The organism is Streptomyces sp. NPDC054975 (assembly GCF_053609105.1).
The window spans coordinates 1-25,848 of the sequence record NZ_JBSGWV010000072.1 but is presented as its reverse complement, the minus strand read 5'-3'; the positions used below and the strand labels follow the sequence as shown (position 1 = coordinate 25,848).

At 71.1% G+C, this 25,848-nt stretch carries 22 protein-coding genes and 1 pseudogene; 9 read left to right on the top strand and 14 right to left on the bottom strand.

Features of this window, described 5'->3' with window-relative positions; genetic code table 11:
- A pseudogene (locus ACWF79_RS32815) lies at positions 1–238 on the top strand (TetR family transcriptional regulator); the annotation flags it as partial.
- A 130-nt stretch (positions 239–368) separates the two neighbouring features.
- Positions 369–767 carry a Zn-ribbon domain-containing OB-fold protein gene (locus ACWF79_RS32810; protein WP_453731834.1) on the top strand — a complete coding sequence of 133 codons (399 nt, stop codon included), beginning with the start codon at positions 369–371 and terminating at the stop codon, positions 765–767.
- Positions 768–863: 96 nt separating this feature from the next.
- Here ACWF79_RS32810 and ACWF79_RS32805 read toward each other — a convergent pair whose 3' ends face one another.
- From ACWF79_RS32805 to ligD, 10 genes are all read right to left on the bottom strand, one after another.
- Positions 864–1,820 (bottom strand): electron transfer flavoprotein subunit alpha/FixB family protein, encoded by a 957-nt coding sequence (locus tag ACWF79_RS32805; protein ID WP_453731833.1) that lies wholly within the window; start codon positions 1,818–1,820, stop codon positions 864–866.
- 33 nt (positions 1,821–1,853) lie between these two features.
- Positions 1,854–2,639 carry an electron transfer flavoprotein subunit beta/FixA family protein gene (locus ACWF79_RS32800; RefSeq protein WP_453731832.1) on the bottom strand — a complete coding sequence of 262 codons (786 nt, stop codon included), beginning with the start codon at positions 2,637–2,639 and terminating at the stop codon, positions 1,854–1,856.
- Between the two features lie 28 nt (positions 2,640–2,667).
- The gene (locus tag ACWF79_RS32795) at positions 2,668–3,819 is read right to left on the bottom strand and encodes an acyl-CoA dehydrogenase family protein (RefSeq protein WP_453731831.1); all 1,152 of its coding nucleotides are present in this window, start codon (positions 3,817–3,819) and stop codon (positions 2,668–2,670) included.
- 83 nt (positions 3,820–3,902) lie between these two features.
- Positions 3,903–5,828, bottom strand: coding sequence for an ABC transporter permease (locus ACWF79_RS32790; RefSeq protein ID WP_453731830.1), 1,926 nt, complete (start codon positions 5,826–5,828; stop codon positions 3,903–3,905).
- 93 nt (positions 5,829–5,921) lie between these two features.
- On the bottom strand, positions 5,922–6,314 hold the full coding sequence (locus tag ACWF79_RS32785) for a TOBE domain-containing protein (protein WP_453731829.1): 393 nt from the start codon (positions 6,312–6,314) through the stop codon (positions 5,922–5,924).
- A 191-nt stretch (positions 6,315–6,505) separates the two neighbouring features.
- Positions 6,506–7,606 carry an aliphatic sulfonate ABC transporter substrate-binding protein gene (locus ACWF79_RS32780; protein WP_453731828.1) on the bottom strand — a complete coding sequence of 367 codons (1,101 nt, stop codon included), beginning with the start codon at positions 7,604–7,606 and terminating at the stop codon, positions 6,506–6,508.
- 138 nt (positions 7,607–7,744) lie between these two features.
- Positions 7,745–7,852: a putative leader peptide gene (locus tag ACWF79_RS32775; protein WP_453731827.1), complete on the bottom strand. Its 108-nt coding sequence runs from the start codon at positions 7,850–7,852 to the stop codon at positions 7,745–7,747.
- Positions 7,853–8,027: 175 nt separating this feature from the next.
- Positions 8,028–8,669 carry an endonuclease gene (locus ACWF79_RS32770; protein WP_453731835.1) on the bottom strand — a complete coding sequence of 214 codons (642 nt, stop codon included), beginning with the start codon at positions 8,667–8,669 and terminating at the stop codon, positions 8,028–8,030.
- Positions 8,670–8,735: 66 nt separating this feature from the next.
- Positions 8,736–9,347, bottom strand: coding sequence for a DNA polymerase ligase N-terminal domain-containing protein (locus tag ACWF79_RS32765; protein WP_453731826.1), 612 nt, complete (start codon positions 9,345–9,347; stop codon positions 8,736–8,738).
- Positions 9,344–10,288, bottom strand: coding sequence for a non-homologous end-joining DNA ligase (gene ligD / locus ACWF79_RS32760; protein WP_453731825.1), 945 nt, complete (start codon positions 10,286–10,288; stop codon positions 9,344–9,346). Before ligD ends, ACWF79_RS32765 begins: the two co-directional genes overlap by 4 nt.
- A gap of 236 nt (positions 10,289–10,524) precedes the next feature.
- Here ligD and ACWF79_RS32755 point away from each other — a divergent pair, with 236 nt between their 5' ends.
- On the top strand, positions 10,525–10,995 hold the full coding sequence (locus tag ACWF79_RS32755) for a hypothetical protein (protein ID WP_453731824.1): 471 nt from the start codon (positions 10,525–10,527) through the stop codon (positions 10,993–10,995).
- A gap of 404 nt (positions 10,996–11,399) precedes the next feature.
- Here the strand turns inward: ACWF79_RS32755 and ACWF79_RS32750 are convergent, their stop codons facing one another.
- The 3 genes from ACWF79_RS32750 to ACWF79_RS32740 all read right to left on the bottom strand — a co-directional run bounded on the left by ACWF79_RS32750 (position 11,400) and on the right by ACWF79_RS32740 (position 14,775).
- On the bottom strand, positions 11,400–12,578 hold the full coding sequence (locus ACWF79_RS32750; protein WP_453731823.1) for an amidinotransferase: 1,179 nt from the start codon (positions 12,576–12,578) through the stop codon (positions 11,400–11,402).
- A 38-nt stretch (positions 12,579–12,616) separates the two neighbouring features.
- Complete coding sequence (locus ACWF79_RS32745) at positions 12,617–13,405, bottom strand: VOC family protein (RefSeq protein WP_453731822.1); 789 nt, start codon at positions 13,403–13,405, stop codon at positions 12,617–12,619.
- Between the two features lie 179 nt (positions 13,406–13,584).
- Positions 13,585–14,775: a PP2C family protein-serine/threonine phosphatase gene (locus ACWF79_RS32740; protein WP_453731821.1), complete on the bottom strand. Its 1,191-nt coding sequence runs from the start codon at positions 14,773–14,775 to the stop codon at positions 13,585–13,587.
- A 405-nt stretch (positions 14,776–15,180) separates the two neighbouring features.
- Between ACWF79_RS32740 and ACWF79_RS32735 the strand changes: the two genes are divergently transcribed.
- From ACWF79_RS32735 to ACWF79_RS32720, 4 genes are all read left to right on the top strand, one after another.
- Complete coding sequence (locus tag ACWF79_RS32735; protein ID WP_453731820.1) at positions 15,181–16,134, top strand: aldo/keto reductase; 954 nt, start codon at positions 15,181–15,183, stop codon at positions 16,132–16,134.
- Between the two features lie 193 nt (positions 16,135–16,327).
- Positions 16,328–20,347, top strand: coding sequence for a HAMP domain-containing protein (locus ACWF79_RS32730; RefSeq protein WP_453731819.1), 4,020 nt, complete (start codon positions 16,328–16,330; stop codon positions 20,345–20,347).
- A 144-nt stretch (positions 20,348–20,491) separates the two neighbouring features.
- Positions 20,492–22,993: a SpoIIE family protein phosphatase gene (locus tag ACWF79_RS32725; protein ID WP_453731818.1), complete on the top strand. Its 2,502-nt coding sequence runs from the start codon at positions 20,492–20,494 to the stop codon at positions 22,991–22,993.
- Between the two features lie 53 nt (positions 22,994–23,046).
- The gene (locus ACWF79_RS32720; RefSeq protein WP_453731817.1) at positions 23,047–23,415 is read left to right on the top strand and encodes an STAS domain-containing protein; all 369 of its coding nucleotides are present in this window, start codon (positions 23,047–23,049) and stop codon (positions 23,413–23,415) included.
- Between the two features lie 56 nt (positions 23,416–23,471).
- On the opposite strand, the gene ACWF79_RS32715 is transcribed toward ACWF79_RS32720, so the two are convergent.
- Complete coding sequence (locus ACWF79_RS32715; RefSeq protein WP_453731816.1) at positions 23,472–23,978, bottom strand: MarR family winged helix-turn-helix transcriptional regulator; 507 nt, start codon at positions 23,976–23,978, stop codon at positions 23,472–23,474.
- 424 nt (positions 23,979–24,402) lie between these two features.
- Between ACWF79_RS32715 and ACWF79_RS32710 the strand changes: the two genes are divergently transcribed.
- Entirely contained in the window at positions 24,403–24,816 is a 414-nt protein-coding gene (locus ACWF79_RS32710; protein WP_453731815.1) for an ATP-binding protein, read from the top strand.
- Between the two features lie 112 nt (positions 24,817–24,928).
- The gene (locus tag ACWF79_RS32705; protein WP_453731814.1) at positions 24,929–25,789 is read left to right on the top strand and encodes an RNA polymerase sigma factor SigF; all 861 of its coding nucleotides are present in this window, start codon (positions 24,929–24,931) and stop codon (positions 25,787–25,789) included.
- Positions 25,790–25,848 lie beyond the last annotated feature (59 nt).

Below are 25,848 nucleotides of genomic sequence, written 5' to 3'. Positions count from 1 at the left end.
GGCGCACAACCACGCGCTGCGGCACTGGCTGCGCTCCGGCGGCGAGGGCGATCCGCTGGCCGAGGTGGACCGGGCCCTGGACTTCGTCCGCGCCACCTGGAGCGGCGAGGAGGGCGAGGGCCCGCGGGCCGGCGGTCCGGGCGAGGACGCCGAGGACGTCGTCGTGGTGATCACCAAGCGGTCCACGCCGATGTGGCGCGTGGTGCGCGAGGTGGAGTCGAGCCTCGGCGACAACTGAGAGGCTCCCGAGGTCTCGCGGGGGTCTCAGTATCGTCAATTGAGGGAACTCAGGTCTTTATTTGATGGCACTCAGTGCCATATGTTTGCTCCATGCACGGTTGAGCCGCCGAGTGCAAGGAGAACGCATCGTGTTCCACACCGCGTCCATGGGACTGAGGAACGGAAGCACCGCCGTCCGGACCGAGGAATCGGCCGCCGACGCCGAGCTCTACTACCAGCTCTGCCGCTGGTGTCACACCACGACCTTCCAGCGCCTGCTCTGTCCGACCTGTGGGTCGACCGACCTCGCACCCGAACGCAGCGAGGGCGAGGGCGTGATCTCCGTACGCCGCGGGGTCACCGCCGCCGACAGCGACCTGTGGCCGGTGCACATGGCCGAGGGCTTCGTCGTCCGGTGCAGGGTCGACGGACCGCCCCACGCCGTACGCCCCGGCGTCCGCGTCCGGCTCTCCTCCCGGACCGCCGTCCCGGGGCACGAGCCGGTCGTGCGGCTCTGCGAGGAGGTCCCCCTCGACGGCTGGATCTGATCCGGCGGGGCGGAGCGCACAGGGTGCGGAGCGCACAGACGAAACCGGCCCGGTGGCACAGAGTGCCACCGGGCCGGTTTCTTGTTCGTCCGACCGCTAGCGCGCGCCGATCTCGTCCGTCAGCTGCGGCAGGACCTCGAAGAGGTCGCCGACCACGCCGTAGTCCACCAGATCGAAGATCGGGGCCTCCGCGTCCTTGTTGACGGCCACGATCGTCTTCGAGGTCTGCATGCCCGCCCGGTGCTGGATCGCGCCGGAGATGCCCGCCGCGATGTACAGCTGGGGCGAGACCTGCTTGCCCGTCTGGCCCACCTGGTTGGAGTGCGGGTACCAGCCGGCGTCGACGGCGGCACGCGAGGCACCGACCGCCGCGCCGAGGGAGTCGGCGAGCTTCTCGACGACCGCGAAGCCCTCGGCCGCGCCGACACCGCGACCGCCGGAGACCACGATCGCGGACTCGGTCAGCTCGGGGCGGCCGGTGGAGACGCGCGGCGTGCGCGAGACGACCGTGGCGGCGTTGCCGGTGAAGGCGACGGTGACGTTCTCGACCGTACCGGCGGCCGGGGCGGCCTCCGGGGCGGCGGAGTTGGGCTTGACGGTGATGACCGGCACACCGTGCGAGACCCGCGACTTCACCGAGTACGAGGCGGCGAAGACGGACTGGGTCGCGACCGGGCCCTCGTCACCGGCCTCCAGCTCCACGGCGTCGGTGATCAGACCCGAGCCGAGGCGCAGCGCGACGCGCGCGGCGATCTCCTTGCCCTCGCCCGAGGACGTCACCAGGACGGCGGCGGCGCCCTTGTCCTTCGCGATCTGCGTCAGCGCGTCGACCTTCGGCACGACGAGCTGCTCGGTGAACTCGGCGCCGTCCGCGACGTACACGGTGGCCGCGCCGTACTCCCCGGCGGTGGCGGCGATCGACGCGGCGGCCTCGCCGGCGCCGAGCACGACGGCCGTCGGCTCGCCGATCCGGCGGGCCAGCGTGAGCAGTTCGAGGGCCGGCTTGCGGACCGCACCGTCGGCGTGGTCCACGAGAACCAGGATCTCAGCCATGATTCCTTGCTCCTGAACGGTAGTGACGGTGGGTCAGATGAACTTCTGGGTGGACAGGAACGCGGCGAGCTGCTTGCCGCCGTCGCCCTCGTCGGTGACGATCGTGCCCTGGGTGCGGGCCGGGCGCGCCGCGGCCGACTCGACCAGGGTCCAGGACCCGGCGAGACCGACCTCGTCGGCGTCGATGCCGAGGTCGTCCAGGTCCAGCTCCTCGACCGGCTTCTTCTTGGCGGCCATGATCCCCTTGAAGGAGGGGTAACGGGCCTCGCCGGACTGGTCGGTGACCGAGACGACGGCCGGCAGCGGGGCCTCGACCAGCTCGGTGGCGGCGTCGCCGTCCCGACGGCCCTTGACCAGGGTGCCCTCCACCGAGACCTCGGAGAGAAGGGTGACCTGGGGGAGGCTCAGCCGCTCGGCGAGGAGCGCCGGGAGGACGCCCATCGTGCCGTCGGTCGACGCCATGCCGCAGATGACCAGGTCGAAACCGGTCTTCTCCAGGGCCTTGGCGAGGACGGCGGAGGTGCCGATCACGTCGCTGCCGTGGATGTCCTCGTCGTTGACGTGGACGGCCTTGTCGGCGCCCATCGACAGCGCCTTGCGCAGCGCGTCCTTGGCGTCGTCGGGGCCGACGGTGACGACGGTGACCTCGGCGTCGTCGGACTCCTCGGAGATCCGCAGCGCCTGCTCGACGGCGTACTCGTCCAGCTCCGAGAGCAGGCCGTCGACCTCGTCGCGGTCGACGGTCAGGTCGTCCGCGAAGCCACGGTCGCCGGTCGCGTCGGGTACGTACTTCACACAGACAGCGATCCTCAGGGTCACGGCCTGGCTCCTTTCAACTGGTGGTGGGTTACGGGAGGTTGCGGGCCATGACGATGCGCTGGACCTGATTGGTGCCTTCGTAGATCTGGGTGATCTTGGCGTCGCGCATCATGCGCTCGACGGGGTAGTCACGGGTGTAGCCGTAGCCGCCGAGGAGCTGGACGGCGTCGGTGGTGACCTCCATCGCGACGTCGGAGGCGAAGCACTTCGCGGCCGCGCCGAAGAACGTCAGGTCGCCGTCCACCCGCTCGGACTTGGCGGCGGCGGCGTAGGTGAGCTGGCGGGCGGCCTCCAGCTTCATGGCCATGTCGGCGAGCATGAACTGCACGCCCTGGAAGTCGGCGATCGGCTTGCCGAACTGCTTGCGCTCCTTGACGTAGCCCTGGGCGTAGTCGAGGGCGCCCTGCGCGATGCCGAGGGCCTGCGCGGCGATGGTGATGCGGGTGTGGTCCAGGGTCTTCATCGCCGTGGCGAACCCGGTGCCCTCCGCCCCGATCATGCGGCTCGCGGGGATGCGGACGTTGTCGAGGTAGACCTCACGGGTCGGGGAGCCCTTGATGCCGAGCTTCTTCTCCGGCGCGCCGAAGGAGACGCCCTCGTCGCCCTTCTCGACCACGAACGCGGAGATGCCCTTGGAGCGCTTCTCGGGGTCGGTGACGGCCATCACCGTGTAGAACTCCGACTCGCCGGCGTTGGTGATCCACCGCTTCACGCCGTTGAGCACCCAGAAGTCGCCGTCGCGGACCGCGCGGGTCTTCATCCCGGCCGCGTCCGAACCGGCGTCCGGCTCCGACAGGCAGTACGAGAACATCGCCTCACCGCGCGCGAGCGGGCCGAGGTAGGTCTTCTTCAGCTCCTCCGAGCCCGAGAGGATCACGGGGAGCGAGCCGAGCTTGTTCACCGCAGGGATCAGCGAGGACGAACCGCACGCGCGGGCGACCTCCTCGATCACGATCACCGTCGCCAGCGCGTCTGCGCCCGCGCCCCCGTACGTCTCCGGGACGTGCACGGCGTGCAGGTCGGCCGCGACCAGCGCCTCCAGCGCCTCCCGCGGGAAGCGGGCCTCCTCGTCGACCGCAGCCGCGAACGGCGTGATCTTCGCCTCCGCCAGCGCGCGGACCGTCTCCCGGAGCATCTCGTGCTCCTCCGACAGGCGATACAGGTCGAAGTCCTTGCTCATGATCGTGAGCTCCCCTAAGGCTTGTGGCACTGAGTACCCTCAGCAAAACACACTCAGTGCCATAGGCGCCAGTGGCCCGGTCCTCAGAGGGGCACGACGGTCGCCTCCGTCGCCTTCACGCTGGTCCAGACGGGGCTGCCGTCGGCCAGGCCGAGGTCGGCCGCGGCCTGGGGCGTGATCTCGGCCACCAGGTCGGGGGTGCGGTCGGAGGTGACGAGGACGCGCAGGCGGCTGCCGCTCGTGGTGATCTCCCGTACGGTGCCGGGCCAGACGTTGCGAGGGCTTCCCGTGGGCCTCTCGCGGTGCAGGGAGACGGCCTCGGGGGCGATGACCGCGAGGGCCTCGGTGCCCACCGGGAGCGGGTCCGCGACGACGAGGGTGCCGCCACCGGTCAGCGCGAGGCCGTCGGGGGTGGCGGTGCCGGGCCAGGCGTTGCGGCCGAGCATCCGGGCGACCCAGGGGGAGCGCGGGTGACGGGTGACCTCGGCAGGGGTGTCGTCCTGGAGCGCGCGCCCCTCGTCGAGGACGAGTACGCGGTCGGCGAGGGAGACGGCCTCCACGGGGTCGTGGGTGACGATCAGGCAGACGCCGCCGAAGTCCTGGAGGTGGGTGCGCAGGGTGTGGCGGACATGGGCCCGAGTGGTCTGGTCGAGGGCGGCGAGCGGCTCGTCCAGCACCAGCAGGCGCGGCCGGGCCGCGAGCGCCCGGGCCAGTGCCACGCGCTGGGCCTGGCCGCCGGAGAGCTGGGCCGGGCGGCGGTGGGCGAGGTGGCCCACGCCGAGGCGGTCGAGCCACAGCTGGGCGGCGCGCCGGGCCTCGGCCCGGGGGACTCCCTGGACGCGCTGACCGTACGCGGTGTTCGCGAGGGCGGTCATGTGCGGGAAAAGGGCGCCGTCCTGCGGCACCCACGCCACGTGCCGGCGGTGCGGCGGAAGGTCGGTGACGTCGACGTCACCGAGGCGGAGCACCGCGTGGGCGCGCGGCGTGAGGCCGAGGAGCGCGCGCAGCAGGGTGGTCTTCCCGGCGCCGTTGGGGCCCACGACGGCGATCGTCGTGCCGGGGGCGGCGTCAAGGGAGAGCCGGGTGAAGCCGGTGACCTCGGCCTGGAGCGACCACTGCTCTGCGGGCGCGGCCGGTGGGGGTACGTCGACCGGGGGCGGCGGCACGTCCGTCGCGGGCTCGTCCGCGGGGGCCGCGCTTCGGCGCGGGCGGTCGGACGGGGTGCCCGTCCAGCGGCCCCGGAGCGCGATCAGCACCGCCATCGCGATGGCGAGCAGCAGCAGGGAGACCGAGGTCGCCGCCGCCGGCTCGTCCTGGAGGAGCAGGTACACCTGGAGCGGCAGTGTCTGCGTGGTGCCGGGCAGGTTCCCCGCGAAGGTGATCGTGGCGCCGAACTCGCCCAGTGCCCGCGCCCAGGTCAGGGCCGCGCCGGCGATCAGCCCGGGCGCCACCATCGGCAGGGTGACGGTGAAGAACACCCGTACCGCGGACGCGCCGAGCGAGGCCGCCGTCTCCTCGTACCGGGGCCGCAGCCCGGCCAGCGCCCCTTCCAGGCTGATGACGAGGAACGGCATCGCGACGAAGGTCGCGGCGAGGACCGCGCCCGAGGTGTGGAAGGGGAGGGTGATGCCGAAGGTGTTCTCCAGCCAGGGGCCGAGCAGCCCGCGGCGGCCGAACGCGAGAAGCAGCGCCACCCCGCCGACCGTGGGCGGCAGCACCATCGGCAGCAGGACGAGCGAGCGGACGACCGCCTTGCCGGGAAAGGGAACGCGCGCGAGGAGCCAGGCCAGCGGCACGCCCAGGAGCAGGGAGAGGCCGAGCGACCAGAACGACACGATCAAGGAGAGCCGCAGGGCCTCGACGGTGCCGGGCGAGCCGAGGTGATCGGCGAGCTCGCCCCACTGGGTCCGTACGAGGATGCCGAGCAGTGGCAGCAGCAGGAACGCCACGGCAACCAGGGCCGGGACGGCCAGCGTGAGGGGCGCGCGAGGGGCGGTGGTTCGTTTCATCGGTGGTTCCTGCGGGTTCGGGACCCGTCGTCTTGAAGACGAGCCGCGCCGGTGACGGACGCCGCCGCTCGGAGCGTGCGTGAGGTTCGGCGGTCAGGTGCGGTCGATGTGCACGCTGGTCGATTTCACGCGGGCGGTGGCCTGCATGCCGACTTCCAGTCCCAGTTCCTCCACGGCCTCGCGGGTGAGCAGCGAGACGAGCCGGTGCGGGCCCGCCTGGATGTCGACCTGGGCCGCGATGTCACCGAGCTTGATCGCCGTGACGATGCCGGGGAAGGCGTTGCGCGCCGAGGTGTAGGACGCGTCGTCCTCGCCGTCGTTCTGGGCGAGCTCCACGGAGAAGGCGGCCAGGTCGCGGCCGTCGATCAGTCGGCGGCCGCTCTCGTCGCGATGGGTCGCGACGCGGCCGGCGTCGGCCCAGCGCCGCGCGGTGTCGGGGCTGACGCCGAGCAGCCGGGCTGCCTGGCCGATGGTGTAGGACTGCATGTGCGCCACGTTAGAGCGGTCGCGCTGGCATCTGCAACAAGTCTGTGGGACCCTCCATCGCTCATGCGACCCCCCTGGAGAAACGGACGAGGTCGTTACGTGGCGTGGCCTCTCCCGGCAAGGGGCGGCGCCTCTCCCAGCTCACGCCGGTCACCCCGCCGGCTCGTGCCGACGGGGTGCCCCGCTTTCCCCTACTTGGCGCCGAGGCCGGCGTCGCTGATCTCGGGCTTGCCGGCCCCCTTGAGGATCTTGTTCAGAGGCCTCAGGTCGTAGATGCCGTTCAGGTCGGGCTGCTTGAGGAGGCCGGCCTTGACCGCGTGATCGGCCTGGGCCTGGAGGGTCGAGGCGAGCGGGTCGTCGGTGAACTGGATGGACGGCCAGGCGGCGTCGATGACCTTGGCGCCCAGCGGCTTGCCGGTGAGTTCCTTGAGCTTGGCGTTGGCGGATGCCTTGGCCTTGTCGGGGTTGGTGTTGATCCACTGGTTCGTCTTCAGCGAGCCGCGGAGGACGGCCTCGACGACGTCGGGGTGCTCGCCCAGGAACTTCTGGGACACGATGATGTTCGTGATGACGAACTTGTTGTCGGGCCAGAGGGTGGACTCGTCGAGGAGGACCTTGGCGCCTTCGCTGACCAGCTTGGAGGCGGTGGGCTCGGGGACCCAGGCGCCGTCGATGGCGCCGGTCTTGTAGGCGTCGGGGGTGACCTTGTTGTCCGTGCGGAGGACGGAGACGTCGCCCTTGCCGCTCTGGGGGTCGACCTTCCAGCCCTTTTCCGAGATCCAGTTGAGGAAGGCGACGTCCTGGGTGTTGCCGTGTTGCGGGGTCGCGATCCGCTTGCCCTTGACGTCGTCGAGGGTCTTGATCTTGGCCGGGTTGACCACGAGCTTCACGCCGCCGGAGGCCGAACCGGCGATGATCCGCAGGTTCTTGCCCTTGGACTTGGCGTAGCCGTTGATCGCGGGGGAGGGGCCGATGAACCCGATGTCGATCGAGTCGGCGTTGAGTGCCTCGATCTCGGAGGGGCCGGCGTTGAAGGTCGCGACCTTCAACTGCGTGCCGCCGAGCTCCTTCTGGAGGATGCCCTCCTGGTCGCCCACCAGGGCGGTGGCGTGGGTCAGGTTCGGGAAGTAGCCGATCCGGACCGTGTCGGCGGAGAGCTTCGCGCCCTCGGCGGCCACCTTCTTCTCGTCGGTCGTGGACTCGGAGCCGTAGCCGCACGAAGCGAGCAGAAGGGGAAGCGCCGCGATGACGGCGACGTGACGCAGGGTGGTGAGCGGTCTTGCGGCAGACACGGAGGTGTCCTCCTCGAAGCAGGGTGGGCAGGAAGGCGCGTACGTACGAGTGCGACGGCGAGGCGGGAGCCCGGGGCCCGGGGCCCGGGGCACTGGTCCTCTGGCAGGCGAAATTCCGCGGCGGTTGCGGACTGGGCCTCAGGCGGCGAGACAGATGGCGCTGGAGTGACGGCCGAGGTCGATGTGGCGACGGGAGGTCAGCAGGGGCGGTACGTGGACCACGCGGTCGGACGTTCGCAAGCGCACGTCGTCCACTCCTTCCCGGATCCCTAGTTCTCCTACCTGGTTGATAGGGATCGTGGCAGAAGCCGACGAGCACCCCAAGAGGGATTTCATATGCCGGACGAGTACGTCTCGCTCTACGAGATGGGGAGCGGACGGCCTGCTCGCCGTCTTCTTCCTCGTGGCCCGCGGAGCCGGCTCAGGCGGCCGCCCGCAGCTCCTCCGCCGCGTTCTTGGACAGGCTGACGCGTACGAGCGCGGCGGCCAGTCGGGCCAGTTCCTCCGGCGGGACGTGCCGGGCGAGGCCGGCCGGGGTGCGGGGGAGTCCGAGGTCGGCGGCGGCCGCGAGGGAGCGTTCGTCGAAGTACGGGCGCAGCTCCGGCCACACCGCCTGGACCTCCCGGCAGAAGATGTCCGCGCCCACCGGCCCGATCCTGGGCACTTCCTGGAGCAGCTCGCGCAGCCGGCCCGTGTCGCCCGCCGCCTGCTCCCGAAGCTTGCGCAGGTCGCCGTGGAAGCGGTCCAACAGCAGCTGCGCGCCGTCACCGAGCGCGGTCGCGGTGCTCTCGTCGTACCGGACGTAGTGGGCCCGTCCGAGGGCGTCCACACGCTCCTGCCAGGTGGAGTGGACCAGCGCCTGGGGTGTTCGTAGTCCTGCCGCGAAGAGTTCCCTGGCCGCGGCCGTGGCCGTCTCCGCCTTGATCCGGATCGAGCACAGGACGGTGAGGACGAGAAGTTGGTACAGGGGGGAAGGCTTGTCGTGGAGGGTGATGCCGGCTTCGTCGGCATAGGTCCGTCCGTGCTCGCGCAGCAGCTCTTCGATCATCCGGTCGGTGTCCATCGGACGCTCCTTCGTCACGTCGCTCTCCTTGCCGGGGCTCGCGTCGCGGGGGCTCTCGCGGGCGGGTCATCGCCGGGCGACCTGCCTGAGCGTGCGGCCGCTGCGCGCGGAGCGTGCGCGCCAGGGGTCGGGAGTGCCGTGGGCGGAGGCGCGTCCGTCGGCGTGCTTGACCAGCAGCCACGCCTCGCGTTCCCCGTCACGGCCGGTGCGGATGCGGGTGAGGGCGTAGCCGCCGTGCAGCTTGTGGCCGTCCAGCCAGAACGAGGCGTGGCCGCTCTCCAAGGCGTCGGCGAACGGGATCGGCCGGTCATGGCGGTCGGTGGAGAGGTTGCGAAAGGTGCCCTCGTCCCAGACGATCACGGCCCCCGCGCCGTACTCGCCCGCCTCGATCACTCCCTCGAACTCCCGGTACTCCAGCGGATGGTCCTCGGTCGGCATCGCCAGCCGCTTGTCGTGCGGGTCGGTGGACGGCCCCTTCGGAACCGCCCACGACTTCAGTACGCCGTCCACCTCGAGGCGGAAGTCGAAGTGCAGCGCGGTCGCGTCATGGATCTGGACGACGAAGCAGGGTCGCTCGTCGGACGTATCGGCGGCAGCGCCGGTACGGCCCTTCGGCTCGGCGGTCCTGGAGAAGTCACGGCGACGGTGGTACTCCGCCAGCGACTGCTTCGCTGTCATGACGTGCTCCCGCGGGCCGTGGCGCGGCGCAGGCGGTCCGCCGCCGCGTCGAGCGAGTGCGGCCGGGGCGCGGGGCTCCAGGGGTTCTCCTTGAGGAGCCGGTCCGCGTCGGCGACGGTGAACCGGCGGGCGTCGAGCTCCGGGTCGTCGAGATCGTCCCAGGAGATCGGGGCCGCGACGGGCGCGCCGGGGAGGGCCCGTACCGAGTAGGGCGCGACGGCGGTCTGACCGTAGGCGTTGCGCTGGATGTCGAGGTAGAGGCGCCCCCCGCGCGCCTTCTTGCGCGCCGCCGTCGTGAGCCGGTCCGGGTGTCGGTCGGCGAGGACGGTGGCGACGTCGGCCGCGAAGGCGCGTACGTCGTCGAAGGGCGCGCGCCGGTCCAGCGGCACGAGCACGTGCAGGCCCCGTGAGCCGGTGGTCATCGCCAGGGACGGGAGCCCCAGGTCGTCGAGGAGGCCTCGGAGCCACCGCGCGGCCTCGCGGACGCGGGCGAAACCGCTGTCAGGGCCGTCGTCGGGGCCGTCGTGCGGGGGGTCGAGATCGAAGACAAGCCGGTCCGGATGATCGGGCCGGTCCGCCCGGGAGAGCCATCGGTGCAGGGTGATGCAGCCCTGGTCGGCGAGGAGAACCAGCGTGGCGGTGTCCTCGCACACCACGTAGGTGACCGTGCCGCCCTCCTTGGGCAGTTCGGCGCGGTGCACCCAGTCCGGGAAGTGCTCGGGAATGTCCTTCTGCATGAACCCCGAGTCGCCGATGCCGTCAGGATGGCGCTCCAGCATCAGCGGGTGGCCCCGCAGGTGCGGCAGCATCCGCCGGGCGACGGCGCGGTGGTACGTGGCGAGATCGGCCTTGGTGATGCCCTCCTCGGCGAAGAGCACCTTCTCCGGTCGGCTGACCTCGACGGTGCGACGGCCCGCCCGGATCCTGTGCGCCACGCTCATCCTTGTTGCCTCCTGCCTCCGTACGTGACCGACTCCCCCTCCGGTGAGCGCCTGCCCGTGGCGCCGACCGGTATGCGCAGGGGCGTCACGGCTTCCTTCGCCGGGTGGCGACAGAGTCACGGGGCGTGACCGGCATCAGGGCGTACGGTGGATTCCACGGGCGTGCATACGGGGAACGACGACCGACGGGAGGCCGTCCCCCGACGTACGCCTGCGAGAGAGGGCGTGAGTCCGATATGACGGTCTTCCAACTGATGGGCGTGGCCTTGGTGTCGGACGAGTTCGGCCGGATCGCCGTGCCGCTGAGCTCGGAAGGGCGGGAAGCCGTCGAGCTGCCGGAGGGGGCGGTGATCGGCGTCGCCCTGTCCTTCCTGACCGGCGAGGAGGTCGACGGGCTGACGTTCGTGGAGGAACGGTCACACGAGGGACAGGTGATCGCTACCGCCCGTAACGTCCTCGGCGGGTTCCGGCCCGGGGGACCGTACGAGATCCAGCTGCCCGCCGAGCGGCTGCCCATCGGGCGGGGTTGCGGAACGTACGAGGTGACGGGCCGGTTCCTCGACGCCGAGGGCAGGGAGCTCGCGCGGGAGAGCCACCGCTTCCGCATCGTCCACCGAGGGCCCGCCGACGTCCCCAGCTCGTGGCGCCGGCACCACCGCTCCACGACCGCCACCCCGCCGTCTCCTGGAACCGCCCACCCCGTCTGAGCCCCCACAGGGGCGGTGTCAGCGGGCGGCGCCCGGGTAGGCGCGGGCCGAGAGCCCGCAGACACCAGGGAGGGAACGGCCATGGGTACAGTCACCGGCACACCCTTGGGTACGGCCGAAGGCACAGTCGCAGGCACAGCCACCGGGGCCGCCATGGGTACTCCACCCAACGACCCGGTACCCCCGAGCCCCACTCCGGCGCCGGGCCCAGGCCCTGGCCCGCAGCCCGGCCCGGTGCCAGGCCCCGTCCCCGCGCCCGGTGGGCCCGACCCGACCCCGCCGGCGCCTCCCCAGCCCGGACCCGATCCCGAGCCGCCCCCCGCCCCGCGACCGGACCCCCACCCGCACCCCGGCCCTCTGCCCGGCCCCGTACCGGCTCCGGAACCCGTCATCCGGGCGGAGACTCAGGGGACGTAGGTCTGGAGCGGGCCGCGGCGGCGGATGTCGAGCGTCGCGCAGTGGAACGAGCCGCCGAACGGCGCGTAATGCAGCAGGTTGCAGGGGACGGGCTCGAACCCCCATCGTTCGAGCGCGCGCAGCATGCCGGTGTGGTGCCGCTCCGTGACCACGTGTTTCTCGTCGAGCATGAGGACGTTCATGCTGAGCCACTTGCCGCAGATCGAGGTGAGCTCCAGCAGCCGCTCGTCGAGCGGGTCCGGTTCCGGGGCGACCAGGACCTCCCACGTACGCAGCACGTCAGGCAGGCGGTCGACGTCGACGTACTCGGGGTTGACCAGCACCTTGCCGGGCCCCAGCGGCAGGAACGTCGTGTCGATGTGCATGGGCGTACGGCAGCGGCTCTCGATCTCGTGGATGCGGTAGCCGGACCCGAGGTGGCGGCGGAGCCACTCGATGCCCATGCGGTTCGTGACGTTGCTCCGCGTCACGAAGAGGTCGCGGCCCGCGCGCACGAAATCGGCCGCGTCGAACACCGGCTCGTGGTCGGTGAGGATGTAGCGCATGGGCTCGTCCGGCCGGGGGACCGTGAAGTCCGGGTCGTAGAGCTCGTCGGTGAGCTGCGGTTTCGGCGCGGCCGTCCAGCGGGCGCCGCGGCGGAAGTAGTCCTTGACGAGGCTGCGGTAGGGGTAGGTCTCGAAGTACCGGCACGGCCAGGCCATCGGGGTCTCGATGATCTCGTCGCCGATCACGAGCAGGCTGTCGCGGGGGCAGGTGGTGCCGAAGCCGCGTGAGGACCAGTCGGGGGTGCCGAAGCGGCGCTTGTGGTCGGCCGGGTCCGGGCGTCTGACGGTGATGCCGAGGGAGCGCAGGAGGGCGATGAACTCGTCGAGTTCCTGCTGTGCGGGCTCGATCAGCCTCCGCGGGTACGAACGGCCGGCGGCGAGCCCTTGCAGCCGTGCCGCCCAGGGCGGGATGTTGCAGGTCACGACCGGGTGGCCGGAGGGGATGGTGGCACCTTCGAGGCGTCCCACGACGACTTCCTCCAGCGGGTCCCACTCGTTGTGCGAACTCACGGGTGAGACGGCGGGTTCCGTGGGCGGGGACGGCGCCGCGGACGACGTCGGTGGCGTGGCGGGCGCTGACGGCGCCGTCGGAGCCAGGGGTCGTGTCCGGAAGGCCGGCATGGTCGCCTCCTGCTTCCTGTCCGCCCTCGGTGCTGTGGTCAGAGGGTCGGTGACTGGTCGAGGGTGAAGAGTCCGCCGTCCGGGTCCCGGACGGTCACCTGGTGTTCGGCATGGGGCCAGAGGCTGTCCTCGATGACGGTGCCGCCGTGTTCGACCACAGCGGCTCTCGCGGATTCCAGCGCGGGGACCTTGAAGTGGACGAGCCATCGGGGACGCAGCTGCGGCTTCGCGGCGGCCTGCTCGACCGGGCCGCTGTTCAGCCGGGCGACCGGCTCTCCGCCGTGACGCAGCACGACCTGGTCCTCCTCGTACGAGACCTCGCAGCAGTTCTCGCTCCCCGTCGCCCACTCCAGGACCTCGCCGTAGAAGACGGCGGCGTCGAAGGCGTTCCGGGTCTGCAGCTCCAGCCAGGCCGGTGCCTCGCCGTCGCCCACCCGCCACTCGGAGAGCACGCGGCCCTCCCAGATGCCGAAGGTCGCTCCGTCGAGGTCGGCGGCGAGGGCGGCCCGCCCCCTCGGCGGGTAGGAGACGGGCCCGACACCGACGGTCGCGCCGCGTTCCCGGATCCGCGCGACGGCCGCGTCGGCGTCGGCCACGGCGAAGTACGCGGTCCACGCGACCGGCACGGCCAGCTCACCGGCGAGGGCGCCGATGCCGGCCACGGGTACGCCGTCCAGCTCGGCGACGGAGAACGCCCGCCCGAGACCGCCCCGGCGGAAGGTCCAGCCGAGTACGGCCCCGTAGAACTCCTCGGCGGCGCGCAGGTCGCGGGCCATCAGACTCAGCCAGCAGGGAGCGCCGAGTACGTCGGCGGTCACCTGGACCATCGTGGGTCTCCCTCCAGGTGTCGGACATGGCGTGACGCCGGCACGGGACGTTCTCGCACGCCGCGTCTTCCCTGCTCTCGGCCTGCCATGCACACGCGACGGACCCGGTCGTGCGGGCGGCGGCCTGAGGCCGGGCGGGCGACCTAGGAGTACCGGCCGGCCGCCGTGGCCGAGGAGGTCTACGACCGGGCCGGGGCCGCCTCGTCCGGGCGGCCGTGCCAGTCGAGGCAGACCACCATGGCGTCGTCGTCGGCGTCGATGGGGCCGCGGTGGCCGGAGAGCTCCTGGAGTACGGCGCGGGGTACTTGCGAGGGTGGGAGGAGCCGGGTGCTGGTCATCGCGCGGATCAAGGCTCGCTCGCTGTAGCGCTCGCCGGCCGGGGAGGCCACGTTGTACACGCCGTCACTGAGGAAGAGCAGGCGGTCCCCGGGCTCCACCTGGAAGCGCTGCGCGCTGTACATGGTGTCCTCGAACATGCCGAGAGGGAGCTGTGCTTCGAGGTCGATCGGCTCCGCCCTTCCCTGCCTCAAGCGCCACATCATCGGGGAGCCGGCGTCGATGATCTCGGTCTCTCCGGTGGCGAGGTCGAAGCGCAGGAGCAGTACGGACAGGTGGGCGGCTCCGTGGTAGTGACCGTAGATGGCCTGGTCGGCCAGGTACGCCTGGTCGGAGAGGGACAGGCCGGCGCGACGGGCGTTGCGGAGGGCGTTGACGGCGAGGTTGGTGAGGAGGGTTGCCTCGATACCCTCGCCCATGCCGTTGGTCACCGTGAGGGTGAGGTGGTGGGCCGAGGTCGACCAGTCGAAGTTGTCCCCGTAGATGGCGTAGGCCGGTTCGAGCTGCGCCCCGAGGTCGTACTCGGGCCGGGACAAGGAGCGGCCGGGCAGCAACTGCCATTGCATCTCGGCGGCGAGGGTGAGGCGGTCCGCGCGGCGGGCCTGCAGGTAGAGGTCGGTGTCCCGCTCGGCGACCACGATTGCGTAACCGAGGACTTCCGCGATGTCCTCGAGCTCTCGGGCGGTGGCCGGATCGTAGGCGTCGGCAGGAAGGCTGACGCTGAGGATGCCGATGCGGTCGCCCCGCACGCTGATGGGGAGGTGCGCGGTGAGGGCGCCGGTGCGTCTGTCGGTCTCCACGTACGGTTCCTGCGCGCCGAAGGCCCTGCCGGGCGCACTGGTGTGAACGGGGATCGGCTCGGCGGTGTAGGGCAGGGCGCTGACGGGCTGCAGTATGGTCATCGCGTAGTCGGCCATGAGCAGGTCGACGGATTCGGCGGCGTAGTAAGCGGTGAGTGTCTGCTGGACCGCTTCGAGGAGAGCATGGGGCGCGGCTGCGCGCAGAGCTCGTTCCACGGCCGTGAGTCTTTCCACCGTGCGGTTACCACCTGTTCGGACTATGGGGTGCGGCACCCCGGGCGAGGTGCTCGGGGCGGACGGGCCCGTCCGCAGGTCAACGCGTGTCTGAGCTGAGCAAGACTGTTTCCTGGATCGTCGTTTGTCAAACGGCAAGTGTTGCGGTGTGCCAAATGACAAGCTGACTACGGGCGGTGAGGGAGGGTGGACGGTCCATCACGTCGGTGCCCGTCGGGCGGGACCACCCGGGGGAGCGAAAGGAGCGGCTGTGGCCGAGCCTGTCGTAGCTGACTCCGGCAGGTTTCGTCGAAGCGGTGGCCGCTCGCGACGACGCTCACGTGGCCGACGCCCGGCGAGCCGTCACCTCCGCGCTCGCCCCGGCCCTGGCCCTCGCGTCCGTCGTCGGTGTGCGATCGTGATGCCGTGACCACGCCTCAGAAGACCGAACACCGTCTCCTCTTCGGCTGCATGGGCCTGGGGGGTGGCTGGGACGCGACCTCCCACACCGCCGCCGACATCGACGCGGCGCAGGCCGCCGTCGAGGCGGCCCTCGACAGCGGCATCACCGCCTTCGACCACGCCGACATCTACCGGCGCGGAAAGTCGGAAGCCGTCTTCGGTGAGATCCTTGCCCGTTCGGCCGGACTGCGCGAGCGGATCACCCTCCAGTCCAAGTGCGGCATCCGCCTGGCCGACGGCGACCGGCCAGGCCTGTACGACCTGCGGGGCTCCTCCCTCGTCCGCAGGGTGGAGGAGAGTCTGGAGCGGCTGCGCACCGACAGCCTCGACACCCTCCTTCTGCACCGCCCCGACCCGCTGGCGGACCCCGCGGACATCGCCGACGCCCTGACCACGCTCCACCGGCAGGGCCTCGTCCGCCGTTTCGGCGTCTCGAACATGAACTCCGCGCAGATCGCCCGGCTCCAGGCCCACCTGGACCTGCCGCTCGTCGCCAACCAGCTGGAGATGAGCCTGCACAAGCGCGCCTGGCTGGAGGACGGCGTCCTCGTCAACACCCCCGAGTCCGCCGTCAACGGGTTCCCCGCCGGCACCGTCGAGCACTGCCTGACCCACGGCATCGAGCTTCAGGCGTGGGGCGCGCTCGCCCAGGGGCGCTTCACCGGGGCGCAGGGGACCGAGCAGGAGGCGGCCACGGCCGCGCTCGTGGCCTCGCTCGCCGAGGCGAAGGGCACCACACCGGAGACGATCGTGCTCTGGTGGCTGAGGCGCCACCCCGCCCGCATCACCCCCGTCATCGGCACGTCGAACCCCTCGCGCATCCGCGCGTGCCGGGACGCGGCCATGAGCGAGCCCGACCTGAGCCACGACGAGTGGTACGCCCTGTGGGTCTCCGCCCGAGGCGCCGCGCTTCCCTGACCGGCCGCTTCCCCGACGGGCGGCTTCGCGCCACCGTCTCCCTCCAGTCGATCACGGGAGGGTAGGCTCGTCTTCGTTGCCGCACGGCAACAGTCCTGTGCCGGAGTCGTACGGGGGGCGGTGTCCTTGCGAAGGGCATGATGCTGGGCGCAGCCCCCTCCGCGGGTGCCGGTGAAGCCAACGAGGATGGATCATGTCCGAGACAACGATCGACAACGCCTCCGCGGCACGGCGGTCCGGGCCGGCCGCCGTGGGGGAGCCGGAACTGCGGCAGCTGCTCGCAGGCCTCACCGCGGTGCGGGACGGTGACTTCGGCACGCGACTGCCGGACGACGCCAACGGGTTGCTGGGCGAGATCTCCGCCGTCTTCAACGGCATGGTCGACCAGCTCTCCCTCTTCACCTCCGAAGTGACCCGCGTCTCCCGCGAGGTCGGTACGGAGGGCACCCTGGGCGGGCAGGCGGTGGTGCCCGGCGTCTCGGGCACCTGGGCCGACCTGACCGATTCCGTGAACGCGATGGCCGGCAACCTCACCACGCAGGTCCGTGACATCGCCCACGTCGCCACCGCCGTGGCCAAGGGAGACCTCTCACAGAAGATCGACGTGGACGCGCGCGGCGAGATCCTGGAGCTCAAGAACACCATCAACACGATGGTCGACCAGCTCTCGTCCTTCGCCGACGAGGTCACCAGGATGGCCCGTGACGTCGGTACGGAGGGCATCCTCGGCGGCCAGGCGGACGTCAAGGGAGTCTCCGGCACATGGCGTGACCTGACGGACTCCGTCAACTCCATGGCCGGGAACCTCACCGCCCAGGTCCGCTCCATCGCGCAGGTCGCCACCGCCGTGGCTCAGGGAGACCTCTCCCAGAAGGTGAGCGTGGACGCCCGGGGCGAGATCCGGGAGCTGAAGGAGACCATCAACACGATGGTCGACCAGCTGTCGGCCTTCGCCGACGAGGTCACCCGGGTCGCCCGGGAGGTCGGCACCGAAGGGAACCTCGGCGGTCAGGCCACCGTGCGCGGAGCGTCGGGCACCTGGAAGGACCTCACCGACAACGTCAACGTGATGGCGTCCAACCTCACCGGGCAGGTGCGTTCCATCGCGCAGGTGGCCACCGCCGTGGCCCGGGGCGATCTGTCGCGCAGGATCACCGTGGAGGCCAAGGGCGAGGTCGCCGCGCTCGCCGACACCATCAACACCATGGTGGACACCCTGTCGGCCTTCGCCGACGAGGTGACCCGCGTCGCCCGCGAGGTCGGCACCGAGGGCCGGCTCGGCGGCCAGGCGCGCGTGCCGAACGTGGCCGGTACGTGGAAGGACCTGACGGACAACGTCAACTCCATGGCCAACAACCTCACCGGGCAGGTCCGCAACATCGCCCAGGTGACGACCGCCGTGGCCAAGGGTGACCTGTCCAGGAAGATCGATGTCGACGCCCGGGGCGAGATCCTGGAGCTGAAGACGACCATCAACACGATGGTCGACCAGCTGTCCTCGTTCGCCGCCGAGGTCACCCGCGTGGCCCGGGAGGTCGGCAGCGAGGGCCGGCTCGGCGGTCAGGCGGAGGTCGAAGGCGTCTCCGGGACCTGGAAGCGGCTCACGGAGAACGTCAACGAGCTTGCGGGGAACCTCACCCAGCAGGTCCGCGCCATCGCCGAGGTCGCCAGCGCGGTCGCGGAGGGCGACCTGACCCGCTCCATCACCGTCGACGCCTCCGGTGAGGTCGCCGAACTCAAGGACAACATCAACTCGATGGTCGGTTCGCTCCGTGAGACCACGCGGGCCAACCAGGAGCAGGACTGGCTGAAGTCCAGCCTCGCCCGGATCTCCGCGCTGATGCAGGGCCACCGGGACCTGGCCGTCGTCGCCGAACTCGTCATGGACGAGCTCACGCCCCTCGTACGCGCCCAGTACGGCGCCTTCTACCTGGCGGAGGAGGGCTCCGACGGCCTCGAACTGGGGCTCGTCGGCTCCTACGGCCGCCCCGCCGGCAGCTCGGAGGCCCGCCGGTTCCGCCTGGGCGAGTCCCTCGTGGGACAGGCCGCCCGAAGCCGCCGCGTCATCGCCACCGACGACGTACCCGGTGACTACGTGTCCATCTCCTCCGGACTCGGTCAGACCACGCGCGGCAGTCTGATCGTGCTGCCCATCGTCGTCGAGGACCAGGTACTCGGCGCGATCGAGCTCCTGTCCTTCACGCCGTTCACCTCCGTGCACCGGGACTTCCTTGCGCAGCTCATGGAGACGCTGGGCGTCAACGTCAGCACCATCGTCGCCAACGCCCGGACCGACGAGTTGCTGGGCGAGTCGCAGCGGCTGGCCGACGAGCTTCGTGTGCGCTCCGAGGAGCTGCAGGTGCAGCAGGACGAACTCCAGCGCTCCAACGCCGAACTGGAGGACAAAGCGGCCCTGTTGGCGGCGCAGAACCGCGACATCGAGGCGAAGAACCTGGAGATCGAGCAGGCCCGGCAGGAGCTGGAGGACCGTGCCCAGCAGCTGTCCCTCGCGTCGAAGTACAAGTCGGAGTTCCTGGCCAACATGAGTCACGAACTGCGCACGCCGCTCAACAGCCTGCTGATCCTGGCCCAGTTGCTCGCCCAGAACCCGACCCGGAACCTCACCGCGAAGCAGGTCGAGTACGCGGGCATCATCCACTCGGCCGGTTCCGACCTGCTCCAGCTGATCAACGACATCCTCGACCTGTCGAAGGTGGAGGCCGGGAAGATGGACCTGAACCCGGAGCGCGTCGCGTTGCGTCAGCTCCTCGACTACGTCGAAGCGACGTTCCAGCCGCTCACCTCGCAGAAGAACCTCGAATTCACCATCTCCACCGCGCCCGGTGTGCCGGTCGACCTGGTCACCGACGACACCCGGCTGCGGCAGGTCCTGCGCAACCTCCTCTCCAACGCCGTCAAGTTCACCGAACGCGGCAGCGTGGAGCTCAGCATCGAGCCGGCCGCCGACGACGAACTGCCCGACACGGTGCACCGCGGCGGCGCCGTCGTGGCCTTCCGGGTCAAGGACACCGGCATCGGCATCGCCCCGCAGCACCTGGAGGCCATCTTCGGTGCCTTCCAGCAGGCGGACGGGACGACCAACCGCAAGTACGGCGGTACAGGCCTGGGCCTGTCCATCAGCCGTGAGATCGCCTACCTCCTGGGTGGCGCGCTGACGGCCGACAGCGAGCCGGACAAGGGCAGCACCTTCACCCTCTACCTGCCCGTCGCGCGGCCGGACTTCCAGCCGCAGACCGCGGTCGAGGCCAGGGCCACCGCCCAGGGAGAACCAGGGGAGAAGACCGAGAGCGCCGGCCCCTCGCGTCCGGCCCTGCCGGCCGCCCCGCAGGCCCGTCAGCCCAGGCGCCTGCTGGTGATGGAGGAGCGCTCCGGCGGACTGCTCTCGCTGGTCGCGGAGAACGCCGTGGCGGAACTGACCGAGAGCAGGGACCTCACGGACCGGACGGGCATCGAGGTGATCGCGGCCGTGGGACCGCAGGAGGCCGCGACGGCCCTGGCCACCCAGCCGTTCCACTGCGTCGTGCTCGAACTCGACATGGCCGACAACGAGGCCCTGAACTTCCTCGACGCGATGGACGGAGACGCCGCGCTGCGGACCGTCCCCGTCCTGGCCCACAACAACCGCAGGCTCGCCGCCGAACGCGAACGCACCCTGCAGGCGCGAGCCCGGCAGCGACCCCTGGAGCTGCTGTCCAGCCTCGACGAACTCCGTGAACGGATCGCCCTGCACCTGCTCGCCGACCAGCCGGGCGACGTCGTGCCGCTCCTCCGCGGAGAGCAGCGCCAGCCGGCCCCGCACACCGTCGACGCCGCCCTGCACGGCCGTACGGTGCTCGTCGTCGACGACGACGCCCGCAACCTCTATGCCCTCAGCGGCATCCTGGAGCTCCACGGCATCGAGGTCCTGCACGCCGAGGACGGCCGCAAGGGCATCGAAGTCCTCACCGCGCACCCGGAGATCGACCTGATCCTGATGGACGTCATGATGCCGGAGATGGACGGCTACACCGCCACAGCCGCCATCCGGCAGATGCCCGCCCACGCCGGACTGCCGATCGTCGCGGTGACGGCGAAGGCCATGCCGGGAGACCGCGAGAAGAGTCTGGCCTCGGGCGCCAGCGACTACGTCACCAAGCCCGTCGACGCCGACGACCTCATCTCCTGCATCCGCCGCTGGCTCCATGACGCCTAGGTCGAGTCCGGCGGACCCTGTCCGCACACCCCCGGCCCTGCCGCGGGCCGTGGCGGACCCGTCCCCCAACGCTTCCGTACCCGCCTCTCACCTGCTGGTATCCGTTTCCCGGCCCCAGGCCGTCCCTTCCGAGGAGCCCACACCATGACTGCTCCCCCCGACCGCGGCGGAGACGCCGTCGGAGGTCCCGGCGCGGGGACGGACACGGTTCCGGTGCCCCGGAGCGCGACGGGCGACGCCCCGTACGGCGATGTCTCCGGGACCGCCACGCCCTTCGCCGACCACGCAGGCGAGAACCTCCCGTCCGCGGACGACGCGAGCCTCGGCCGGCTGGCCGCGATGGTGGAACGGCTCCGCGCGGAGGTACGGGCCGCCCACGCCGCGGCCGACGGACGCGCCCTCATCGAAGTCGCCAAGGGCATCATGGTCGAACGGCTGAAGTGCGGCCCGGCGCAGGCGGCCCGGCAGCTCGACGAACTCGGCGCCCAGACGGGGCTCTCGCCGCTGGAGTTGGCCGCCGACATCATCAACCAGGCGGCCCACGACCAGGTCGCCGAGGTCACGGACGACTTCGTCCGGCGCGCCATGGGCGAGCCGGACACGGACCACGGCGACGAGCCGTCGGTCGGCGTGCGGCTGCGCACGGCCGAGAGCGGCGCGCTGAACGCCGGCGACACCCAGGCGGTGGCCGAGTCCCTCCTGGCACACGCCCTCGCGCCGCTGGGGGCAACGGCCGTCGCCGTCTGGACCGCGGGCTCCGACGCCTCGCTCACCCTGCGCGGCCACGCGGGCTTCGGCACCGACGAGCCCGTGCGCTGGCGCTACGTACCGCCGGGCGTGGCCACCGTCGCGCGGCAGGCGCTCACCGAGCGCCGCACCGTGTGGTTCTCCTCGCTCGGGGCCACCGGAATCCCTTCCATCGGACACGCCCGGAATCCCGACGGCGGCCGAGTGGCGGTGCCCGCCGGAACCGGCGGGCGGATCCACGGCGTCCTGGAGATCTGCTGGCCCCAGCCGCTGGACCCCCAACCCCAGGTGGTGGAGCGCCAGATCGAGGCCCTCGCGGAACTGTGCGCCCACACCATCGACCACCTCGCCGCCGACCCGACGCCGACACCGCCGCTGGAGCCGCCGGGCGTCGCCGAACTCGTGGACCTCTCCGACGGGCTCTACGACCCCGCCCTCGTCCTCACCCCCGACGTCGACGGGGACGGCCGGCTCCGCGACTTCCGTATCCGTCACGCCAACGACCGCTTCCAGGACCCGGCGGGGCGGCCCCGCAGCGCCGTCGACGGCTCCCTGCTCCTGGAGGCGTACCCCACGGCGGCCGCCGACGGCGAACTCTTCGACCGGATCGAGCGCGTCTACGCCACCGGCGAGCCCTACCGGGCCCACCGCGCGCCGCTGACCGCGCTCGTGGACCAGGTGGCGCTCGCGTCCACCGCCGACCTCAGCATCAGTCGGCACGGCGGCGGGGTCCTGCTCATCTGGCGCATCGAGGACGAGGCCGCCCGACTGGCGAACCTGCTGCAGCACGCTCAGCGCCTCGGCCGCATCGGCGGCTTCGAGGAGAACGTCCTGACGGGCGAGATCACCTGGAACGGCCAGCTCTTCGACCTGTACGGCCGACAGCCCACCGACGCCCCGGTGTCCCTGCGGGACCTGGCCGCCCACGCCCACCCGGACGACGCGGTCGCCATCGGCCGCTTCCTGCAGGCCGTGCTGGGCCACCGGAGGGCGACCTCGACCGCCTTCCGTCTGCTGCGCCCGAACGGCGTGACCCGGCACATGCGGGTGATCGCCGAACCCGTCCTCGGGGCCGACGGCCGTCTCCTGGCCGTCCGTGGCGCCTACCAGGACATCTCCTCGCAGCACTGGACGGAGGTCGCCCTGGCCGCCACGCGCGACCAACTCGCCGTCACCGAACAGGAGTCGGCGGAACGCAACCGCCTGACCCTCCAGCTCCAGCACGCCATCATGCCCCCCACGAACGGCCCGCTCGACGCGCCGGGGCTGCAGGTCGCGGTGCGCTACCGGCCCGCCGAGACGGAGTCCCTGGTCGGGGGCGACTGGTACGACGCCGTCGTGCTGCCGTCCAAGAAGGTACTGCTCTGCGTCGGGGACGTCGCGGGCCACGGGATAGACGCCGCCACCGGAATGGTCGTCCTGCGCAACGCCATGCGCGGACTCGCCGTCACCGGAGCGGGCCCCGCGCAACTGCTCTCCTGGCTGAACATCGTGGCGTACCACCTCACCGAGCGCGTCACCGCCACCGCGGTCTGCGGCATCTTCGACCCGGAGAGCCGCACCCTGCGCTGGGCCCGGGCCGGGCACCTGCCCCCGGTGCTCGTGCGCGGCACGGAGGCCACCACGCTGCCGATGCTCGGCGGGCTGCTGCTCGGGGCCCTCGCCGAGGCCGAGTACGAGGAGGCGGAGGTCCAGCTCGAACAGCAGGACACGGTCCTGATGTACACCGACGGTCTGGTCGAGCGGCGGGACACCGCCGTCCACGACTCCCTGGCCCAGTTCCTCACCACGGCCCAGCTTCCCGCCGCCACCCTCGAAAGCCGGCTCGACACCCTGCTGACGCAGAGCAAGTCCGACACGGACGACGACACCTGCCTGATCGGCGTACGGGTCGGCTGATCATGCCCCGAACCGTACGGAACACCTTCCCCCCACCCCGAAATGAGGCCCTCATGCCCGAGTCGAACCCGAACCTGGACGTCGAGGTGGAGATCCGCGACGACGCCACGGCGGTGCTGTCCGTGGGCGGCGAGCTCGACATGGAGACCGCCACGATGCTCCACCACCACCTGGCCAACCAGTTCCTGCACGGCCGCCGCCACCTCGTCCTGGACCTCTCGGGCCTGTCCTTCATGGACTCGTCCGGTCTGAACGTCCTGATCCGGGCGGCACGTGACGCCCGCGAGGCCCAGGGGGACCTCCATCTCGTGGCCCCGACCCCGGCCGTACGGCGCATCCTGGAGATCACCGGCCTGACGGTGATGACGCCCCTGCACGCGAACGTGGCGGAGGCCCTGACGGCCGCCGGCCAGGCCGGCTAGTGCCGGCACGCGAAGCGGGTGGCGCGTGACCGGACGGCGGTCGCGGCGCGCGGCGGTCAGGCGGACCGGGCGTTCCCCAGCGGGGTGACGCGGTGCGGCGTGGGGTTCTGCTTCTCCAACGCGTCCTGGAAACCGGTCAGCCCGCGCAGCAGCGCCTTCCGGGTCGTCGGCGTCATGGCGGCGACGACGGCCAGCAGGGCCTTCTCGCGCTTGTCCCGCAGCTCCCGTAGATACGCCTTGCCCCGGACGGTCAGGTGCAGCTCGAGCTCGCGGCGGCTCACCGGGCTGGGCAGGCGCTGGACGAACCCCAGCGCCTCCAGCCGGTCGCACATCCGGCTCACCGACGGCGGAGCCGAGCCGAGCACCTCGCCCAGGGTGCGGAGGTTGATCCCCTCCTCGCGGTCCAGGCTGTAGAGCACGCGCAGCTGAGAGGCCGACACGGGCGCAGGCGACACCATGTCCCGGCCGCGCTCCCACATCACCTCCAGGAGCTCGATGAGCTCCCGAGCTGCCTCCGTCGTCTCTCGCGGCTCCCGCTCGGACAGGTCGGGGTCCGTCTCCATGGCTACTGACCCTCCTCAGGTGTCCGGGGCCGCGGGCTTCGGTCTCGCGACGCGCCGGTCATCTACATCTCTCCAGAAGGCGGTACGGATTCGGTGGAACGGCGCTCGACAGTGGGACGGCAACCATATCTTTCCGGTAGACAGGGCCCCACGGGGACCGCATTCCTCTCCATGGGGAGAGGACCGTACGATGCGGCGGACGGATGGGGTGCACGAGGAGGGGTAGGACACCTGTGCGCAACCGCGCCCCAACCGGCCGCGTCCCCTCTTCTCGAGAGGCCGCGCCCATGATTCTCGGGGATGGGCGGTATGAGAAGGGCGTACAGGGGAAACGGGACGAACAGGGCGTCCAGCAGGGCGTGGAGAACGGCCGGCCCGCGAGAGAGGGAGAAGGATGGGCGAGGTGATCGCCGGGAGAAGCCCGGTGTGTCGACCGTCACTGTCCGCGAGCGCGGTCTACGACAGCGCCGACACGGGGGAGAGCGTGATCGCCTCGGCGCGCGACTTCACCGCCGACTTCCTGACCGCCGCACCGGCCGTCGGCGGCGCGGTGGTCTCCCAGGAGCGCGTCGACATGGCGCGCCTGGTGGTCAGTGAACTGGTGACCAACGCGGTACGGCACGCGCCGGGCCCCTGCAGAGTGCTGCTCGAACTGTTCGAAGGCGTGTTGGACATCTCGGTGTTCGACCGGCTCGACGCCTCGCCCGTGCCCCGGCCCCACGATCCCGAGCGCATCGGACAGCACGGTGTCGAGATCGTCATGGCTGTCTGCGAGAGCGTGAGCGTGGAACCGAGGCGGTCGGGCAAGCGCGTCCGCGCCCGCCTCGCCCTCTCCTGACGCCAATATTTCCGAGGTGGATTTCCTGACATGCCTCGCGGAACTCGGGGTAAGCGAGTCCCGCACGGGGGTAACAGCACCAGCACCCGACGGACGAGAGAAGGTCATCAGAGTGCCGACTGAGGTGACGACGAAGACGAGGACCGACGTCGAGACGGGCGAGGCGGAGGCCCTTCCCGTCCTTGAGTCTCCCCGCAAGGTCGCTCCGAAGGACGCGCGTCAGCTGTCGAAGGTGTTCTTCGACAAACTGGCGGTACTGGAGGAGGGGACCCATGAGTACCAGTACGCACGTAACACCCTGATCGAGATGAACATGTCACTCGTGCGCTACGCGGCCGGGCGGTTCCGGGCGCGCGGCGACGAGATGGAAGACATCGTGCAGGTCGGCACCATCGGGCTGATCAAGGCCATCGACCGCTTCGACCTTTCCCGGCAGGTGGAGTTCACCAGCTTCGCCGTCCCCTACATCGTCGGCGAGATCAAGCGCTTCTTCCGTGACACCTCCTGGGCCGTCCACGTACCGCGCCGTCTGCAGGAGGCCAGGGTCGAGCTGGCCAAGGCAACCGAGGAACTGAGCACCCGCCTCGGCCGCGCGCCGAGCGTCGCGGAGCTGGCGACCCTGATGAACCTCTCGGAGGACGAGGTCATCGAGGCGCGGATCGCGTCCAACGGGTACAACTCCACGTCGCTCGACGCCGCCGTCGGATCGGACGGTGAGGACAACGACGCCGCTCTCGCCGACTTCATCGGAGTGGAGGACCCGGCGCTCGAGCTCTTCGAGGACTTCCATACGCTCGCCCCGCTGCTCGACGAACTCGACGACCGCAGCCGCCTGATCCTGCATCTGCGCTTCGTCGAGGAGCGGACGCAGTCGGAGATCGGCAAGGAGCTCGGAATCTCGCAGATGCACGTCTCGCGCCTGCTCTCCCGCAACCTGGAACGGCTGCGCAAGGGCATGCTCGACCAGGCCTAGGACAGCACCCGGGCCGCACGGAACGGCCGCACCAACCCCCTTCTGGTGCGGCCGTTCCG

Excerpts from the sequence above, each read along its gene's own strand:
- ACWF79_RS32750 (WP_453731823.1), bottom strand. The coding sequence starts at position 12,578 with ATGCCGGCCTTCCGGACACGACCCCTGGCTCCGACGGCGCCGTCAGCG.
- ligD (WP_453731825.1), bottom strand. The coding sequence starts at position 10,288 with ATGAGCGTGGCGCACAGGATCCGGGCGGGCCGTCGCACCGTCGAGGTC.
- ACWF79_RS32765 (WP_453731826.1), bottom strand. The coding sequence starts at position 9,347 with ATGACAGCGAAGCAGTCGCTGGCGGAGTACCACCGTCGCCGTGACTTC.
- ACWF79_RS32755 (WP_453731824.1), top strand. The coding sequence starts at position 10,525 with ATGACGGTCTTCCAACTGATGGGCGTGGCCTTGGTGTCGGACGAGTTC.
- ACWF79_RS32785 (WP_453731829.1), bottom strand. The coding sequence starts at position 6,314 with ATGCAGTCCTACACCATCGGCCAGGCAGCCCGGCTGCTCGGCGTCAGC.
- ACWF79_RS32795 (WP_453731831.1), bottom strand. The coding sequence starts at position 3,819 with ATGAGCAAGGACTTCGACCTGTATCGCCTGTCGGAGGAGCACGAGATG.
- ACWF79_RS32725 (WP_453731818.1), top strand. The coding sequence starts at position 20,492 with ATGACTGCTCCCCCCGACCGCGGCGGAGACGCCGTCGGAGGTCCCGGC.
- ACWF79_RS32720 (WP_453731817.1), top strand. The coding sequence starts at position 23,047 with ATGCCCGAGTCGAACCCGAACCTGGACGTCGAGGTGGAGATCCGCGAC.
- ACWF79_RS32715 (WP_453731816.1), bottom strand. The coding sequence starts at position 23,978 with ATGGAGACGGACCCCGACCTGTCCGAGCGGGAGCCGCGAGAGACGACG.
- ACWF79_RS32805 (WP_453731833.1), bottom strand. The coding sequence starts at position 1,820 with ATGGCTGAGATCCTGGTTCTCGTGGACCACGCCGACGGTGCGGTCCGC.
- ACWF79_RS32790 (WP_453731830.1), bottom strand. The coding sequence starts at position 5,828 with ATGAAACGAACCACCGCCCCTCGCGCGCCCCTCACGCTGGCCGTCCCG.
- ACWF79_RS32730 (WP_453731819.1), top strand. The coding sequence starts at position 16,328 with ATGTCCGAGACAACGATCGACAACGCCTCCGCGGCACGGCGGTCCGGG.
- ACWF79_RS32770 (WP_453731835.1), bottom strand. The coding sequence starts at position 8,669 with ATGGACACCGACCGGATGATCGAAGAGCTGCTGCGCGAGCACGGACGG.
- ACWF79_RS32745 (WP_453731822.1), bottom strand. The coding sequence starts at position 13,405 with ATGGTCCAGGTGACCGCCGACGTACTCGGCGCTCCCTGCTGGCTGAGT.